Origin of the sequence: Pseudomonas sp. BNK-30 (assembly GCF_047456185.1) — a bacterium.
Classification (GTDB): domain Bacteria; phylum Pseudomonadota; class Gammaproteobacteria; order Pseudomonadales; family Pseudomonadaceae; genus Aquipseudomonas; species Aquipseudomonas putida_E.
On record NZ_CP179904.1, the window covers coordinates 1,019,630 to 1,033,412 of the forward strand.

Sequence of the window (13,783 nt, forward strand, 5' to 3'; positions counted from 1 at the left end):
GCGCCCCTTTCCGACCGGTCCGGCGCCCCGGCAAGGCCGCTACAAGTGTTCAGCGCCCTGGATGGCTTCATCGCCCAACTGCAAGGTCACACCATGCGCCACTTTTTCCTCCTCGAACAAGCGCCACACCTGGCCGCTTTCGCTACCCAGCAGCTCGACAAAGCGGCGCCCGTCCACCTTGTCTTCCAGTTGCCCCACATAGCGCCCTGCCTCGACCCGGCTCAGCAGCACCTTACGGTCCTTCTCTGGCTGGGTAGGTGAAATCAGGTTCAGCTCCAGGCTCTGCGGGTCGCTGCTGCCGTCCAGGCGCAGGTCCACTTCGCCCGTCAGCTCGTCCAGGTGCACGCTTGCCTTCAAGCCCAGGTTCTGCGCCAGCAATTCACGGTCCAGCGAGCGGTTGATGCCTTTGCCAGCCTCGTAGTAGTTGTCGTTGACCAGGTTGTCGGGGTTGTTCACGGCGATGCTGACCATGGTCAGGCTCAGGCATACCGAGGTGGTGAGGATGCCGATGATGATCCAGGGCCAGAGGTGCTTGTACCAAGGGCTGGTGGCGGTGGCGGCAGGCATGGTTCGCGTTCTCTCTCAGCGGATCTGTGGGCCGATGAAGCGGCTCTTGGCTTCGACCTCGGCAGCGCTGTCATCGGCGCTTTTGAGGGTGAAGGTGATTTCGTTGGTGGTCGAGGGCAGCTTCTCGGGGGCGACCGACAACTGCACCGGCAGGCTGACGATATCGCCGGCGGCCACGCGGATTTCCCGCTGGCCTTCGAGCCGCAAGTCAGGCAGGCCAGCGGCGTCCAGCACGTAGACGTGATCACGCTGGTCCTTGTTCATGACCTTGAGGCTGTACACGTTCTCGATCCGCCCCTGGGCGTTCTCGCGGTACAGCACGCGGTCCTTGCTGACGTCGAAGCCCACCAGCGAGCGGGTGGCGAAGGCGGTGGCCAGGGCGCCGATCATCACCAGCAGCACCAGTGCGTAGCCGATCAGCCTTGGGCGCAGCATGTGGGTCTTCTGCCCCGACAGGTTGTGTTCGGTGGTGTAGCTGATCAGGCCTTTGGGGTAGTTCATCTTGTCCATGATGCTGTCGCACGCGTCGATGCAGGCGGCGCAGCCGATGCACTCGATCTGCAGCCCGTCGCGTATGTCGATGCCGGTGGGGCAGACCTGTACGCACATGGTGCAGTCGATGCAGTCGCCCAGGCCCTGGGCCTTGTAGTCCGTGTCCTTCTTGCGCGGGCCGCGAGTTTCACCGCGGCGCGGGTCGTAGGAGACGATCAGGGTGTCCTTGTCGAACATCACGCTCTGGAAGCGTGCGTAGGGGCACATGTACACGCACACTTGCTCGCGCAGCCAGCCGGCGTTGCCGTAGGTGGCCAGGGTGAAGAAGCCGACCCAGAAGTAGGCCCAGCCATCGGCCTGGCCGGTGAAGAATTCGATGGCCAGTTCGCGAATCGGCGAGAAGTAGCCGACGAAGGTCATGCCGGTGACGAAGCCGATCAGCAGCCACAGGCTGTGCTTGGTGAACTTGCGCAGGAACTTGTTGGCGCTCATCGGGGCCCGGTCAAGCTTCATGCGCTGATTGCGGTCGCCTTCGGTGACCTTTTCGCACCACATGAAGATCCACGTCCACACGCTTTGCGGGCAGGTGTAGCCGCACCATACGCGGCCGGCATACACGGTAACGAAGAACAGGCCAAAGGCGGCGACGATGAGGATGCCCGAGAGCAGGATGAAGTCTTGCGGCCAGATGGTGGTGCCGAAGATGTAGAACTTGCGCTCGGGCAGGTTCCACCAGACGGCCTGATGGCCGCCCCAGTTCAGCCAGACAGTGCCAAAGTACAAAAGGAACAGCGCTGCCCCGCCGACCATCCGCAACCTGCGGAACAGGCCGGTGAAGGCGCGGGTGTAGATTTTCTCGCGAGAGGCGTAGAGGTCGACGGAATCCTTCCCTTTGCTGGCAGGCGGGGTAACGTCATGTACCGGAATTTGCTTGCTCATCATCAAGTCCCACGGCAGTGGAGAAATGCCGCGGCCAGTGCGTGCCGGCCGCAGTCTCGCGCATTCTGCTAGCGCTGCGCCCCATGATACGCCGCTGATGGCACGCCGGGGTCGCTCTGCGACCTTTAGTCGCGTTGGGTTCGGGGTGTTGATCGTGTTAAGGCGGGTGTCAATTGATCCAGGTCATCTAGCGCTGAATCTACCGGCCCTATCGCCGGCAAGCCGGCTCCCACGCGGTGCGGGGGCCGGCTTGCTGGCGATAGGCCAGTGCAGGCATCACTCGGCCTTTTCAGGCTCCTGCTCCTGATGCGACAGGCTGTACACATAAGCCGCCAGCAGGTGAACTTTGTCATTGCCCTGCAGTTGCTCCTGCGCCGGCATCTGCCCCTGGCGACCATAACGGATGGTCTGTTGCAACTGAGCGAAGCTCGAACCGTAGATGAACGCCTGCGGGTGGGTCAGGTTCGGCGCGCCCATGGCGGGTGTGCCTTTGCCTTCAGGGCCATGGCACGCCACGCAGTTGGCGGCGAAGATCTTCTGCCCGTTCTCGACATCGGCCTTGGCGCCTTCAGGCAGGCTGCGACCATCGAGCTTGCTGATCACGAAGGCTGACACGTCGGCCACGCCTTGCTCGCCGATCACCTCCGCCCACGCCGGCATCACGCCATGGCGGCCGCCCATGATGCTGGCTTTGATGGTTTCCGGCTCGCCGCCCCAGCGCCAGTCGTTGTCGGTGAGGTTGGGGAAGCCGTAGGCGCCCTTGGCGTCGGAGCCGTGGCACACCGAGCAGTTGGACGCAAACAGCCGCGCGCCCATCTTCAGCGCTTGCGGCTGCCTGGCCACTTCTTCGATAGGCATGGCCGCATACTTGGCGAAGATTGGCCCGAAGCGGGCATCGGCCTTGGCCATTTCTTTTTCCCACTCGTGCACGCCGGTCCAGCCGGGCTGACCGTTGGTGAACTCGGTCTGCTTGTCGTTATCCAGGTACGAATACCCAGGCAGCACGCCTTTCCAGTTGCCCAGGCCCGGGTACAGCACCAGGTAGCCGAGGGCGAAAATGATGGTGCCGACGAACAGCCAGAACCACCATTTGGGCAGGGGGTTGTCGTATTCCTCGATGCCATCGAAGGCATGCCCGACGGTTTCGTCGGTGACCTCTTCGCGCTGGCCCTTGCGGGTCGACAGCAGTAGCCAGGTCAACGCGAAGATGGTGCCCAGGGTCAGGACGGTGACGTACAGACTCCAGAAGGTTGTCATTGTTGTTTGCTCCCAGAAGCTTTTGCTTGCGCTTGCTCGACGTGCGTTTTGGCCTCGGGGTCATCGGCGAACGGCAGTTGGGTTGCCTCGTCGAACTCCTGTTTGCGCCGTGGGTTGAACACCCACAGCGCCAGGCCCACGAAGGCCACCATCACCACGACGGTGCCCAGGCCGCGAATCATCCCGATATCCATCAGCGTCACCGTTTGCTTTTGATGATGGTGCCAAGACCTTGCAGGTACGCGACCAGTGCGTCCATTTCGGTCTTGCCCTTGACCGCGTCGCGGGCACCGGCGATGTCGGCATCGGTGTACGGCGTGCCCAGGGTACGCAGCACTTCCAGCTTCTTCGCGGTGTCTTTGCCGTCGAGCGTGTTCTCCACCAGCCACGGGTAGGATGGCATCTTCGACTCCGGCACTACGTTGCGCGGGTTGTACAGGTGTGCGCGGTGCCAGTCATCGGAATAGCGGCCGCCGACGCGGGCCAGGTCCGGGCCGGTGCGCTTGGAGCCCCACAGGAACGGGTGATCCCACACGCTTTCACCGGCCACCGAGTAGTGGCCGTAGCGCTCGGTTTCAGCGCGGAACGGGCGGATCATCTGCGAGTGGCAGCCCACGCAACCTTCGCGGATGTAGATGTCACGGCCTTCGACTTCCAGCGCGGTGCGCGGCTTCATGCCTTCGACGGGTTTGTTGGTGACGTCCTGGAAGAACAGCGGGACGATCTGGGTGAGGCCACCGACGCTCACGGCGATGACCATGAAGAAGGCCAGCAGGCCGATGTTCTTCTCGACAGCTTCATGCTTCATCAGTGGGCTCCCACAACAACGATCTTGGCGGCTTCATCCGCTTCTGCCGGGTTGGCGGCGCGTACGGTGCGCAACACGTTGTAAGCCATCAGCAGCATGCCGGAGGCGAAGAACGCACCGCCCAGGGCGCGGACGATGTAGCCCGGGTGGCTGGCCTGCAGGGCTTCGACGAAGGAGTAGGTCAGCGTGCCGTCGTCGTTGATGGCGCGCCACATCAGGCCTTGGGTAATGCCGTTGACCCACATCGAGGCGATGTACAGCACGGTGCCGATGGTCGCCAGCCAGAAGTGCGCGTTGATCAGGCCCACGCTGTGCATCTGATCGCGGCCATACAGGCGCGGGATCATGTGGTACACGGCGCCGATCGAGATCATCGCCACCCAGCCGAGCGCGCCGGCGTGTACGTGGCCGATGGTCCAGTCGGTGTAGTGCGACAGCGAGTTCACGGTCTTGATGGCCATCATCGGGCCTTCGAAGGTGGACATGCCGTAGAACGCCAGCGATACCACGAGGAAGCGCAGGATCGGGTCGGTGCGCAGTTTGTGCCAGGCACCGGAGAGGGTCATCATGCCGTTGATCATGCCGCCCCAGCTCGGCGCCAGGAGGATGATCGACATCACCATGCCCAGCGACTGCGCCCAGTCGGGCAGCGCGGTGTAGTGCAGGTGGTGCGGGCCTGCCCAGATGTACAGGGTGATCAGTGCCCAGAAGTGGACGATCGACAGGCGATACGAGTAGATCGGCCGCTCGGCCTGCTTGGGCACGAAGTAGTACATCATCCCCAGAAAGCCGGTGGTGAGGAAGAAGCCCACGGCGTTGTGGCCGTACCACCACTGGATCATCGCGTCGGTGGCGCCGGAGTAGGCCGAGTAGGACTTGAACAGGCTCACCGGCAGCGAGATGTGGTTGACGATGTGCAGCATCGCGGTAACCACGATGAAGGCGCCGTAGAACCAGTTGCCGACGTAGATGTGCTTGGTCTTGCGCTTGACGATGGTGCCGAAGAACACCAGCCCGTAGGTCACCCAGACGATGGCCAGCAGGATCGCCAGTGGCCACTCGAGCTCGGCGTATTCCTTGGTGGTGGTGTAGCCCATCGGCAAGGTGATCAGCGCACCGACGATCACGGCCTGCCAACCCCAGAAGGTGAAGGCGGCCATGCTGTCGGAAATCAGCCGGGTCTGGCAGGTTCGCTGCACCACGTAGTAGCTGGTGCCGAACAACGCACAGCCGCCGAAGGCGAAGATGACCAGGTTGGTGTGCAAGGGGCGCAGGCGGCCGAAGCTGGTCCAGGGCAGGTCCAGGTTCAGTTGCGGCCACACCAGCTGCGAGGCGATGAAAACGCCCAGGCCCATGCCAAGGATCCCCCAGACCACCGTCATGATGGCGAACTGGCGGACGACCTTATAGTTATAAGCAGTCGGACTGATTGCTGTGCTCATTCTAAGGTTCCACGGTTTTGGTGTTCTTGTTGGTTGAAAAATCGGCGCCAGTATCGATAACCGCCAGGGTTATGGCAACGCAAGGAGCCCTGCGCCGACCCGTGTCCGGGCCCTTATGCCGGTGTCCCGCGGCAATAGGGTTCGGGCGATTGTACACAAATAAATATTTGTAATGTGTACCGTTTTTCATCTTTTTCTGATCGATCGGTCAAGCTTTTTTTCCAGGCGGCGTCAGGCGATGCACCGCGTCTGCTTCGCTGGATTGACAGCGAAGGCCACTGTGGCAACAAGCTTAGTTCTGTTCGGAGGGGGTGCAAGGCGGGGCTAGGGGCGGGGAGGTGCTGGGGCCGCTTTGCGGCCCCGGGGTGTTACTTGGCAGTCACGGTTGCAGGCATATCACCCTGCGAAAGGCTGTACACATAAGCCGCCAGCAAATGCACCTTGTCGTTGCCCTGGATATCCACCTGGGCCGGCATTTGCCCCTGGCGGCCATAGCGAATGGTCTGCTGCAGCTGGGCAAAGCTCGAACCGTAGATGAACGCCTGCGGATGGTTCAGGTTAGGCGCGCCCATGGCTGGGGTGCCATTGCCCTCGGGCCCGTGGCAGGCCACGCAGTTGCCGGCGAAGATCTCCTTGCCCTTGGCCACATCAGCCTTGGCGCCTTCCGGCAGGCTGCGGCCATCGAGGTTGCTCAGCACGTAGGCGGCTACATCCGCCACGCCCTGTTCGCCGATCACCTCAGCCCAGGCGGGCATCACGCCGTGGCGGCCATTCATGATCGACGCCTTGATGGTTTCGGGCTCGCCGCCCCAGCGCCAGTCGTTGTCGGTCAGGTTGGGGAAACCATAGGCGCCTTTGGCGTCCGAGCCGTGGCACACCGAGCAGTTGGAGGCGAACAGGCGGCCGCCCATCTTCAATGCCTGCGGGTCCTTGGCCACTTCCTCGACCGGCATGGCCGCGTATTTGGCGAAGATCGGGCCGAACCTGGCGTCGGCCTTGTCCATTTCCTTCTGCCATTCGTTCGCGCCGGTCCAACCATTCTCGTAGCCGGGCAGGACGCCCTTCCAGTTGCCCAGGCCCGGGTAGAGGATCAGGTAGCCCACCGCGAACACCAGGGTGCCGACGAACAGCCAGAACCACCACTTGGGCAGCGGATTGTCATACTCCTCGATGCCGTCGAAGCTGTGCCCCATGGTCTGGTCGGTGGTGTTGCTGCTCTGGCCCTTGCGGGTCGACAGCAGCAGCCAGGTCAGCCCGATCAGGCTGCCGATGGTCAGTACGCAGATGTACGTACTCCAGAAGGTAGTCATTGGGGATTACTCCTCATGCCAGTGTCCTGCCCGGCAGGGGGCAGGCGGTCGTCGACGAAGGGCAGCAGGCGCGCTTCGGCGAAATCATGGTCGCGGCGGCGGTTGAACACCCACAGCGAAAGGCCGATGAAGGCAATCATCACCACCAGGGTGCCCACGCCGCGGATCATGCCGATATCCATTTCCATCGCACTCACCTCTTGTTCTTGATCGCGGTGCCGAGCACCTGCAGGTAGGCGACCAGGGCGTCCATCTCGGTCTTGCCCTTGACCGCATCACGCGCACCGGCAATGTCCTCGTCGGTGTACGGCACCCCCAGGGTGCGCAGGGTGCGCATCTTGGTGTCGGTGTGGCTGTTGTCGACCTGCTGGGCGACGAGCCATGGGTAGGACGGCATCTTCGACTCCGGTACCACGTTGCGCGGGTTGTACAGGTGCGCGCGGTGCCAGTCGTCGGAGTAGCGCCCGCCGACCCGGGCCAGGTCCGGGCCGGTACGCTTGGAGCCCCACAGGAACGGGTGGTCCCACACACTTTCACCGGCCACCGAGTAGTGGCCGTAGCGTTCGGTCTCGGCGCGGAACGGGCGGATCATCTGCGAGTGGCAGCCCACGCAACCTTCGCGGATATAGATATCGCGGCCTTCAAGCTGCAGCGCGGTGTAAGGCTTCATGCCTTCGACCGGCTTGTTGGTGACGTCCTGGAAGAACAGCGGGACGATCTGGGTCAGGCCGCCGATGCTGACGGCGAACACCATCAACAGGGCCAGCAGGCCGACGTTTTTTTCGATGACTTCATGTTTCATCAGGCAGGTCTCCTCAGGCCAGCTGGGCGTTGGCAGGGGCGGCCTCGGTGGCCGGAGCACGTACGGTGCGCCAAGTGTTCCAGGCCATCAGGAACATGCCACTGAGGAAGATCGCACCACCGACGAAACGCACGATGAAGCCCGGGTGGCTGGCCACCAGGGTTTCCACGAACGAGTAGGTGAGCGTGCCGTCGCTGTTCACCGCGCGCCACATCAGGCCCTGGGCGATGCCGTTGACCCACATCGAGGCGATGTACAGCACGGTGCCGATGGTCGCCAGCCAGAAGTGCGCGTTGATCAGGCCGATGCTGTACATGCGTGCCTTGCCGAATACTTGCGGAATGGTGTGGTACAGCGCGCCGATGGAGATCATCGCCACCCAGCCGAGGGCGCCGGCATGCACGTGGCCGATGGTCCAGTCGGTGTAGTGGGACAGGGCGTTGACCGTCTTGATGGCCATCATCGGGCCTTCGAAGGTGGACATGCCGTAGAACGCCAGCGATACCACGAGAAAGCGCAGGATCGGGTCGCTGCGCAGTTTGTGCCAGGCACCGGACAGGGTCATCATGCCGTTGATCATGCCGCCCCAGCTGGGGGCCAGCAGGATCAGCGACATCACCATGCCCAGCGACTGCGCCCAGTCGGGCAGCGCGGTGTAGTGCAGGTGGTGGGGGCCGGCCCAGATGTACAGGGTGATCAGCGCCCAGAAGTGGACGATCGACAGGCGATAGGAATACACCGGGCGTTCGGCCTGCTTGGGCACGTAGTAGTACATCATCCCCAGGAAGCCTGCAGTGAGGAAGAAGCCCACGGCGTTGTGGCCGTACCACCACTGCACCATGGCGTCGGTGGCCCCGGCGTAGACCGAGTACGACTTGGTCAGGCTGACCGGCAGTTCCAGGTTGTTGATGATGTGCAGCATGGCCACGGTCAGGATGAAGGCACCGAAGAACCAGTTGCCGACATAGATATGCTTGGTGGTGCGCTTGATCAAAGTGCCGAAGAACACGATGGCGTAGCAGACCCAGACGATGGTGATCAGGATGTCGATCGGCCATTCCAGCTCGGCGTATTCCTTGGAGCTGGTGTAACCCAGCGGCAAGGTAATGGCCGCCAGCAGGATGACCAGTTGCCAGCCCCAGAAAGTGAACGCGGCCAGCCCTGGTGCGAAGAGGGTGGTCTGGCAGGTGCGTTGCACCGAATAATAGGAGGTGGCGAACAGTGCGCAGCCGCCGAACGCGAAGATCACCGCATTGGTATGCAGTGGGCGCAGGCGGCCGAAGCTGGTCCAGGGGAGGTCGAAGTTAAGGGAAGGCCAGGCGAGCTGGGCGGCGATGAAGACGCCGAGCCCCATCCCGACGATTCCCCACACCACCGTCATGATGGCGAATTGGCGGACCACCTTGTAGTTATAGGCGGTACTGCTGGTTGTGTTCATGTATGGGTTCCCATCCACGGTTATTGGCAGGCTTTACAGCGAGGCAAGCATGATTAATGGGCAACGTGCCGGTATTGACGGGGATCAATGGGCGAAGATCGGAAATGTCCCAGGCTTGCACTGCAATTCGGCGCAGAATCAGCAAGATGGCAGTGCTGCGGCGTGCCTGATCCTGGCCCATGGCGCTGGCGCGCCGATGGACAGCGGGTTCATGGATGAAATGGCGCAAAGGCTGGCGGCGCTTGGCGTAGGGGTGGTTCGCTTCGAGTTCCCTTACATGGCCGAGCGCAGGGCAGGGGGTGGCAAGCGGCCACCCAACCCACAGAAGGTGCTGCTCGAATGCTGGCGCGAGGTGTACCGGCAGGTGCGACCTTTGGTCACGGGCAAGCTGGCGATTGGCGGCAAGTCAATGGGCGGGCGCATGGCCAGCCTGCTGGCCGACGAGTTGGGTGCTGACGCGCTGGTGTGCCTGGGCTATCCGTTCTATGCCGTGGGCAAACCGGAAAAACCACGGGTCGAGCATTTGGCGGGCTTGCAGACACCGACGTTGATCGTGCAGGGCGAGCGGGATGCGCTGGGTAATCGTGAAGCCGTGCAGGGGTATGCGCTGTCACCGTCGATCGAGGTGAGCTGGCTGGTGACAGGCGATCATGATCTGAAACCGCTGAAGGCTTCGGGGTTCAGCCATGAGCAGCATTTGCAGGCGGCGGCTGAGAAGGTTGCGGGGTTCCTCAGAGGCTGACTACCTGTAGGAGCGGCCTTGCCGGGGCGCCGGACCGGTCGGAAAGGGCTGCGAAGCAGACCCAGGATTCAGCAGCGCAACAACAATTGCTGGGTCTGCTTCGCAGCCCTTTCGCGACACAAGGCCGCTCCTACAAGCGACCGTGTGTGCAGCAACAGATCAGTCGCGGTACTCGCACAGGTAGGCAGTATCCACCGCCACTTTCAGCTGGAACTTGCTGTCGGCGGCCACATTGAACTTGTCGCCGGCGTTGAAGGTTTCCCAGTTGTCGCTGCCCGGCAGCTTGACGGTCAGCGCACCGGAAACCACGTGCATGATTTCGCGCTTGGCGGTGCCGAACTCGTATTCGCCCGGTGCCATGACGCCGACGGTGGCCGGGCCTTCAGTGCCTTCGAAGGCGATCGACTTGACGGTACCATCGAAGTACTCGTTGACCTTGAACATGGGGCGACTCCTGAAAAAGAAGGGATGAAAAAGGGCTGGCCAGTATGCCCAAGCCCATCCCCCCCGTCATCTGCTTTCAGGCGCCTCGAGCTCAAATGCCCGGCAAGCTCAAGGGCAATAGCCGCGCGGTATTGCGGGCATCCTCCAGCGCCCGGTGCTGTTGCCCGCAAAAATGCATACCGGCCAGTTGCAGGGCACCGTTGAGGCCCGTCGGACGCTGCAGGTGACGAGCCTTGGCGAAGCGCTGCTTGAGGTTGATATGCGGCAGGTCGCGCAACAGGCTGTCGAGCTCATGTTGCTGCCATTCCTGCAGTAACTGCTGGCGGTCGTAATCACCCCAGCTGACCCAAGCCTGCAATTGCCCGCGATGGTGCCCCAACCAGCGTTCGAAACGCGCCCATACCTCGGGAAATGGCGCTGCGCTATCCACATTGGCCTGGCTGATGTGCGTCAGTTCGCGGCAGAACGGCGTCAGTTGCGGCCGCCGCCTGGGCCGCACGAAGCGCTGGAAGTGGTCCACTTCGCGGCCTTCACGGGTCACCAGGCTGGCGCCGATTTCAATGATTTCCATCTCCGTCACCGGCCAGCCACCGTCGTCGGTGGTGGCTTCCAGGTCGATCACCAACCAGTGGCCCATACCAGGCTCCCTCGCCATACATGCCAAAGCAGCGTAGCCAATGTCCGGCGTCACGGCATCCCCTGGCAAAATGCCCTCACTTTGGCATAACCAGCAGTTGTGCCTTGCCAGGAAAACGCCTAGCTTAGGCGCATCCAGGTATGAACCGTGATGAGTGTCCGTCTTGACTCCAGCGCCCGGCCTGAAGGCTTTGACCACCCTGTTGATGCTGGCCGCGGTATGGCTGGCGGCACCGGTCTGGGCTGCCGACGCCATCGAGGTAAAGGTCGGCGCTGCGCATTTTCCGCCTTATACGGTTCGCCCCGAGCAGGGTGCCGACACCGGGCTGCTGCCGCAACTGGTCGAAGCGTTGAACCGCCTGCAGCAAGATTATCGCTTCGTGCTGGTGCCCACATCGATTCAGCGGCGCTTTGGCGATTTCCAGCAAGGCCGCACCGACATGGCCATCTTCGAAAACCCGCAGTGGGGCTGGCAACGGATACCGCATCAGGCGGTGGACATGGGCCTGGAAGATGCCGAGGTGTTCGTCGCCAAACGGGCCGATGGCCGGGACCAGCACTATTTCGATGACCTCGCCGGCAAACGGCTGGCGCTGTTCAACGGCTACCACTATGCATTCGCCCGTTTCAACCCGGACCCCAACTACCTGCGCAAGGCCTACAACGCCACGCTGACCTATTCGCACGACAGCAACCTGCTGATGGTGCAGGCCGGCAGAGCCGACATCGCCCTGGTGACGCGCTCGTACCTCAGTGATTTCCTGGCGCGCAACCCGGCCAGTCACGACCAGTTGATGGCCTCCACGCGCATCGACCAGGTCTACCATCACTATGCTTTGCTGCGCCCCGGCGCGCCTATCAGCGACGCGCAATTGGCCGCGCTGCTGCGCCACCTGCGTGATACCGGGGAGCTTGCCCGCATCTTCCAGCCTTACCGGATCACCGTCCAAGCCCCCAATGACTAAATTCCCCGATTGCAGTGACGTTTTCAGAAGTGAGCCTTTCTTTCATTTTCTGTGAGCCCTGACCATGCCGTTCGATGCCGCTTCGCAACCCTTGTCACAGCCTCGCTGGCGCAGCCTGAGCGCTGAAGAGGGCGATTGCTGGTTGAGCCTGACCCTGGAGGGCCGCCCGCTGATCCAGGTGCGCCTGGCGCCAGCCGCTACCCTGGCGGTGCATGTTGAACGCCTGTGCCCCGAACGCCCACAGCAGGCCCTGTGGGCCGCCTGTTATTGGTTGTTGTCGCGTGACCCAGCCTGCCAGCGCCTTGCCTGGCACCTGCCGCAGTCTGTACCTGAGGCCCTTGCCAGCGGCCTGCTGCTCACCACGCAACAGCCGGGCGTATACCTGTGCGAGCGCTCCATGTTCTGGCAATTGCCACAGCCCTGGCTCGGCCAGCCGGTCAGCGGCGCGTACCCGCAACAGATGCAGATCAGCAATGGCAAACGCCACCCGCGCCGCGCACCCAAGCCCCGTGGCGAGGTGTATCGGCGCTTCGATGCGCGCCTGGGGAGTTGGGTGTCGCTGCGCACCCTGGAGCTCGAACAGGACCTGGAGCGCTTCAATCGCTGGCAGAACGATCCGCGTGTGGAGCAATTCTGGCAGGAGGGCGGGTCGTTGGAGCAGCACAGGGAATACCTGGCCAAGCTGGAAGCCGACCCGCACACCGTGACCTTGATCGGCTGCTTCGACGATCAGCCATTTGCCTACTTCGAGGCTTATTGGGCCAAGGAGGACCGCATCGCGCCGTTCTATCAAGTTGACGACTACGACCGCGGCATCCACATGCTGGTGGGTGAGCAGGCGCATCGCGGTCCGCACAAGGTCGCCAGCTGGCTGTCGGCGCTGGTGCACTACCTGTTTCTGGATGACCCACGCACCCAGCGGGTGGTGGCCGAGCCCCGTGCCGACAATGGCAAGATGATCGGCTACATGCACGACCAGTGCTTCCATTGCGACAAGGAGTTCGATTTTCCGCACAAGCGCGCAGCGTTGATGATCCTGGGGCGGGAGCGGTTTTTCGATCGCTGCAGGCTGGCTTAGGGGGCGCTTCGAGCTGCAAGCTTCAAGCTGCAAGAGAAGGGCGCGTCGCCGCTGATTCATCTTGCAGCTTGCAGCTGCTTCAGGCCTGGCGGCTGGCGGTCTTGCGGCAATGAACCAGCGCATCACGGATCATGAAGTTGACCAGCGTGGGCGACACGCCCAGCTCCTTGGCGATGTCTTTCTGCGGCACGCCGTGCAGGCGGTACATCTCGAAAGCGTAACGGGTGCGCTGGGGCAGCTCGTTGAGCGCCTCGGCAATGTGCTCGAGGGCCGCCAGGTTGATGTGCGTGGCTTCGGGCGAGGCATTCTGGATGACCACGTTCAAGCCTTCCTCTTCGCTGCCTGAATACTTCAGCTCCATCGCCTGTTTGCGGTAATGGTCGATGGCCAGGTTGCGCACGATCTGGAACAGGTAGCTGAGCTGGGCCTTGAACGACGAGGTGATCTGGGGGGCGGCGCCGAGCCGGAAGAAAGCGTCCTGCACCACGTCTTCGGCCCGTGAGCGGCAGCCGGTGATGCGGGCTGCGATCTTGACCAGGATGCTGCGGTTGTCGACGAATGCCTGGAGTAATGGTGAATCGCACTTACTTGTGGATAGTTGTTCCGCCATGGAAATCACCTTGTCACAGAGGGGAATAGGAGCACCCCACTTGGGGAAGCTTCCTACGACGTGCGACAAACTATTCAGAATGATAATGATTGTCAAATACGAAAGTTAATGAGTATCTATTAGTTTCAGTTCTAAGCAGGCGATCGTGATGCGCGTCACTTTCCGTGCGCCTGGTCGCTGCGACTTCCCGGTAATTTCTTGCGTTGCCCATCCGTTCCCCTGTGTACATCCGGCCGCCGGACGCTGCCCGCCG

At 62.4% G+C, this 13,783-nt stretch carries 16 protein-coding genes; 3 read left to right on the forward strand and 13 right to left on the reverse strand.

Going from position 1 to position 13,783, the window contains the following annotated elements; genetic code table 11:
* Nucleotides 1–39 precede the first annotated feature (39 nt).
* From ACMGGN_RS04845 to ccoN (ACMGGN_RS04890), 10 genes are all read right to left on the reverse strand, one after another.
* Nucleotides 40–567 (reverse strand): FixH family protein, encoded by a 528-nt coding sequence (locus ACMGGN_RS04845; RefSeq protein WP_414156492.1) that lies wholly within the window; start codon nucleotides 565–567, stop codon nucleotides 40–42.
* Nucleotides 568–582: 15 nt separating this feature from the next.
* A complete protein-coding gene (gene ccoG, locus ACMGGN_RS04850) occupies nucleotides 583–1,998 on the reverse strand; it encodes a cytochrome c oxidase accessory protein CcoG (protein WP_046785294.1) in 1,416 nt (471 codons plus the stop codon).
* Nucleotides 1,999–2,274: 276 nt separating this feature from the next.
* The gene (gene ccoP, locus ACMGGN_RS04855) at nucleotides 2,275–3,255 is read right to left on the reverse strand and encodes a cytochrome-c oxidase, cbb3-type subunit III (RefSeq protein WP_046785293.1); all 981 of its coding nucleotides are present in this window, start codon (nucleotides 3,253–3,255) and stop codon (nucleotides 2,275–2,277) included.
* Entirely contained in the window at nucleotides 3,252–3,449 is a 198-nt protein-coding gene (locus ACMGGN_RS04860; RefSeq protein ID WP_012315408.1) for a CcoQ/FixQ family Cbb3-type cytochrome c oxidase assembly chaperone, read from the reverse strand. The genes ccoP (ACMGGN_RS04855) and ACMGGN_RS04860 overlap by 4 nt, the downstream gene beginning before the upstream one ends.
* Nucleotides 3,450–3,454: 5 nt before the next feature.
* The gene (gene ccoO, locus ACMGGN_RS04865; RefSeq protein ID WP_046785292.1) at nucleotides 3,455–4,063 is read right to left on the reverse strand and encodes a cytochrome-c oxidase, cbb3-type subunit II; all 609 of its coding nucleotides are present in this window, start codon (nucleotides 4,061–4,063) and stop codon (nucleotides 3,455–3,457) included.
* Nucleotides 4,063–5,505, reverse strand: coding sequence for a cytochrome-c oxidase, cbb3-type subunit I (ccoN, locus tag ACMGGN_RS04870; protein WP_012315406.1), 1,443 nt, complete (start codon nucleotides 5,503–5,505; stop codon nucleotides 4,063–4,065). The genes ccoO (ACMGGN_RS04865) and ccoN (ACMGGN_RS04870) overlap by 1 nt, the downstream gene beginning before the upstream one ends.
* Nucleotides 5,506–5,873: 368 nt before the next feature.
* Nucleotides 5,874–6,815, reverse strand: coding sequence for a cytochrome-c oxidase, cbb3-type subunit III (gene ccoP, locus ACMGGN_RS04875; RefSeq protein ID WP_046785291.1), 942 nt, complete (start codon nucleotides 6,813–6,815; stop codon nucleotides 5,874–5,876).
* The gene (locus ACMGGN_RS04880; protein WP_012315404.1) at nucleotides 6,812–7,003 is read right to left on the reverse strand and encodes a cbb3-type cytochrome oxidase subunit 3; all 192 of its coding nucleotides are present in this window, start codon (nucleotides 7,001–7,003) and stop codon (nucleotides 6,812–6,814) included. The genes ccoP (ACMGGN_RS04875) and ACMGGN_RS04880 overlap by 4 nt, the downstream gene beginning before the upstream one ends.
* Before the next feature lie 5 nt (nucleotides 7,004–7,008).
* The gene (ccoO, locus tag ACMGGN_RS04885; protein ID WP_023381403.1) at nucleotides 7,009–7,617 is read right to left on the reverse strand and encodes a cytochrome-c oxidase, cbb3-type subunit II; all 609 of its coding nucleotides are present in this window, start codon (nucleotides 7,615–7,617) and stop codon (nucleotides 7,009–7,011) included.
* Nucleotides 7,618–7,630: 13 nt separating this feature from the next.
* Nucleotides 7,631–9,055: a cytochrome-c oxidase, cbb3-type subunit I gene (gene ccoN, locus ACMGGN_RS04890; RefSeq protein ID WP_012315402.1), complete on the reverse strand. Its 1,425-nt coding sequence runs from the start codon at nucleotides 9,053–9,055 to the stop codon at nucleotides 7,631–7,633.
* Between the two features lie 49 nt (nucleotides 9,056–9,104).
* Here ccoN (ACMGGN_RS04890) and ACMGGN_RS04895 point away from each other — a divergent pair, with 49 nt between their 5' ends.
* On the forward strand, nucleotides 9,105–9,797 hold the full coding sequence (locus ACMGGN_RS04895) for an alpha/beta family hydrolase (RefSeq protein ID WP_414156493.1): 693 nt from the start codon (nucleotides 9,105–9,107) through the stop codon (nucleotides 9,795–9,797).
* 159 nt (nucleotides 9,798–9,956) lie between these two features.
* Here the strand turns inward: ACMGGN_RS04895 and ACMGGN_RS04900 are convergent, their stop codons facing one another.
* Both ACMGGN_RS04900 and ACMGGN_RS04905 read right to left on the reverse strand, forming a co-directional pair.
* Nucleotides 9,957–10,241 carry a pyrimidine/purine nucleoside phosphorylase gene (locus ACMGGN_RS04900; RefSeq protein ID WP_012315400.1) on the reverse strand — a complete coding sequence of 95 codons (285 nt, stop codon included), beginning with the start codon at nucleotides 10,239–10,241 and terminating at the stop codon, nucleotides 9,957–9,959.
* A 91-nt stretch (nucleotides 10,242–10,332) separates the two neighbouring features.
* On the reverse strand, nucleotides 10,333–10,878 hold the full coding sequence (locus ACMGGN_RS04905) for an exonuclease domain-containing protein (protein ID WP_119687513.1): 546 nt from the start codon (nucleotides 10,876–10,878) through the stop codon (nucleotides 10,333–10,335).
* A gap of 163 nt (nucleotides 10,879–11,041) precedes the next feature.
* On the opposite strand from ACMGGN_RS04905, the gene ACMGGN_RS04910 reads away from it, so the two are divergent.
* Complete coding sequence (locus tag ACMGGN_RS04910) at nucleotides 11,042–11,842, forward strand: transporter substrate-binding domain-containing protein (protein ID WP_346641018.1); 801 nt, start codon at nucleotides 11,042–11,044, stop codon at nucleotides 11,840–11,842.
* Nucleotides 11,843–11,906: 64 nt separating this feature from the next.
* Complete coding sequence (locus ACMGGN_RS04915; protein WP_115274251.1) at nucleotides 11,907–12,920, forward strand: GNAT family N-acetyltransferase; 1,014 nt, start codon at nucleotides 11,907–11,909, stop codon at nucleotides 12,918–12,920.
* Between the two features lie 79 nt (nucleotides 12,921–12,999).
* Here ACMGGN_RS04915 and ACMGGN_RS04920 read toward each other — a convergent pair whose 3' ends face one another.
* The gene (locus tag ACMGGN_RS04920; protein ID WP_414156494.1) at nucleotides 13,000–13,530 is read right to left on the reverse strand and encodes an RNA polymerase factor sigma-70; all 531 of its coding nucleotides are present in this window, start codon (nucleotides 13,528–13,530) and stop codon (nucleotides 13,000–13,002) included.
* Nucleotides 13,531–13,783 lie beyond the last annotated feature (253 nt).

Coding starts and splice junctions, on each gene's coding strand:
- ACMGGN_RS04845 (WP_414156492.1), bottom strand. CDS start 567: ATGCCTGCCGCCACCGCCACCAGCCCTTGGTACAAGCACCTCTGGCCC.
- ccoG (WP_046785294.1), bottom strand. CDS start 1,998: ATGAGCAAGCAAATTCCGGTACATGACGTTACCCCGCCTGCCAGCAAA.
- ccoP (WP_046785293.1), bottom strand. CDS start 3,255: ATGACAACCTTCTGGAGTCTGTACGTCACCGTCCTGACCCTGGGCACC.
- ACMGGN_RS04860 (WP_012315408.1), bottom strand. CDS start 3,449: ATGGATATCGGGATGATTCGCGGCCTGGGCACCGTCGTGGTGATGGTG.
- ccoO (WP_046785292.1), bottom strand. CDS start 4,063: ATGAAGCATGAAGCTGTCGAGAAGAACATCGGCCTGCTGGCCTTCTTC.
- ccoN (WP_012315406.1), bottom strand. CDS start 5,505: ATGAGCACAGCAATCAGTCCGACTGCTTATAACTATAAGGTCGTCCGC.
- ccoP (WP_046785291.1), bottom strand. CDS start 6,815: ATGACTACCTTCTGGAGTACGTACATCTGCGTACTGACCATCGGCAGC.
- ACMGGN_RS04880 (WP_012315404.1), bottom strand. CDS start 7,003: ATGGAAATGGATATCGGCATGATCCGCGGCGTGGGCACCCTGGTGGTG.
- ccoO (WP_023381403.1), bottom strand. CDS start 7,617: ATGAAACATGAAGTCATCGAAAAAAACGTCGGCCTGCTGGCCCTGTTG.
- ccoN (WP_012315402.1), bottom strand. CDS start 9,055: ATGAACACAACCAGCAGTACCGCCTATAACTACAAGGTGGTCCGCCAA.
- ACMGGN_RS04895 (WP_414156493.1), top strand. CDS start 9,105: ATGATTAATGGGCAACGTGCCGGTATTGACGGGGATCAATGGGCGAAG.
- ACMGGN_RS04900 (WP_012315400.1), bottom strand. CDS start 10,241: ATGTTCAAGGTCAACGAGTACTTCGATGGTACCGTCAAGTCGATCGCC.
- ACMGGN_RS04905 (WP_119687513.1), bottom strand. CDS start 10,878: ATGGGCCACTGGTTGGTGATCGACCTGGAAGCCACCACCGACGACGGT.
- ACMGGN_RS04915 (WP_115274251.1), top strand. CDS start 11,907: ATGCCGTTCGATGCCGCTTCGCAACCCTTGTCACAGCCTCGCTGGCGC.
- ACMGGN_RS04920 (WP_414156494.1), bottom strand. CDS start 13,530: ATGGCGGAACAACTATCCACAAGTAAGTGCGATTCACCATTACTCCAG.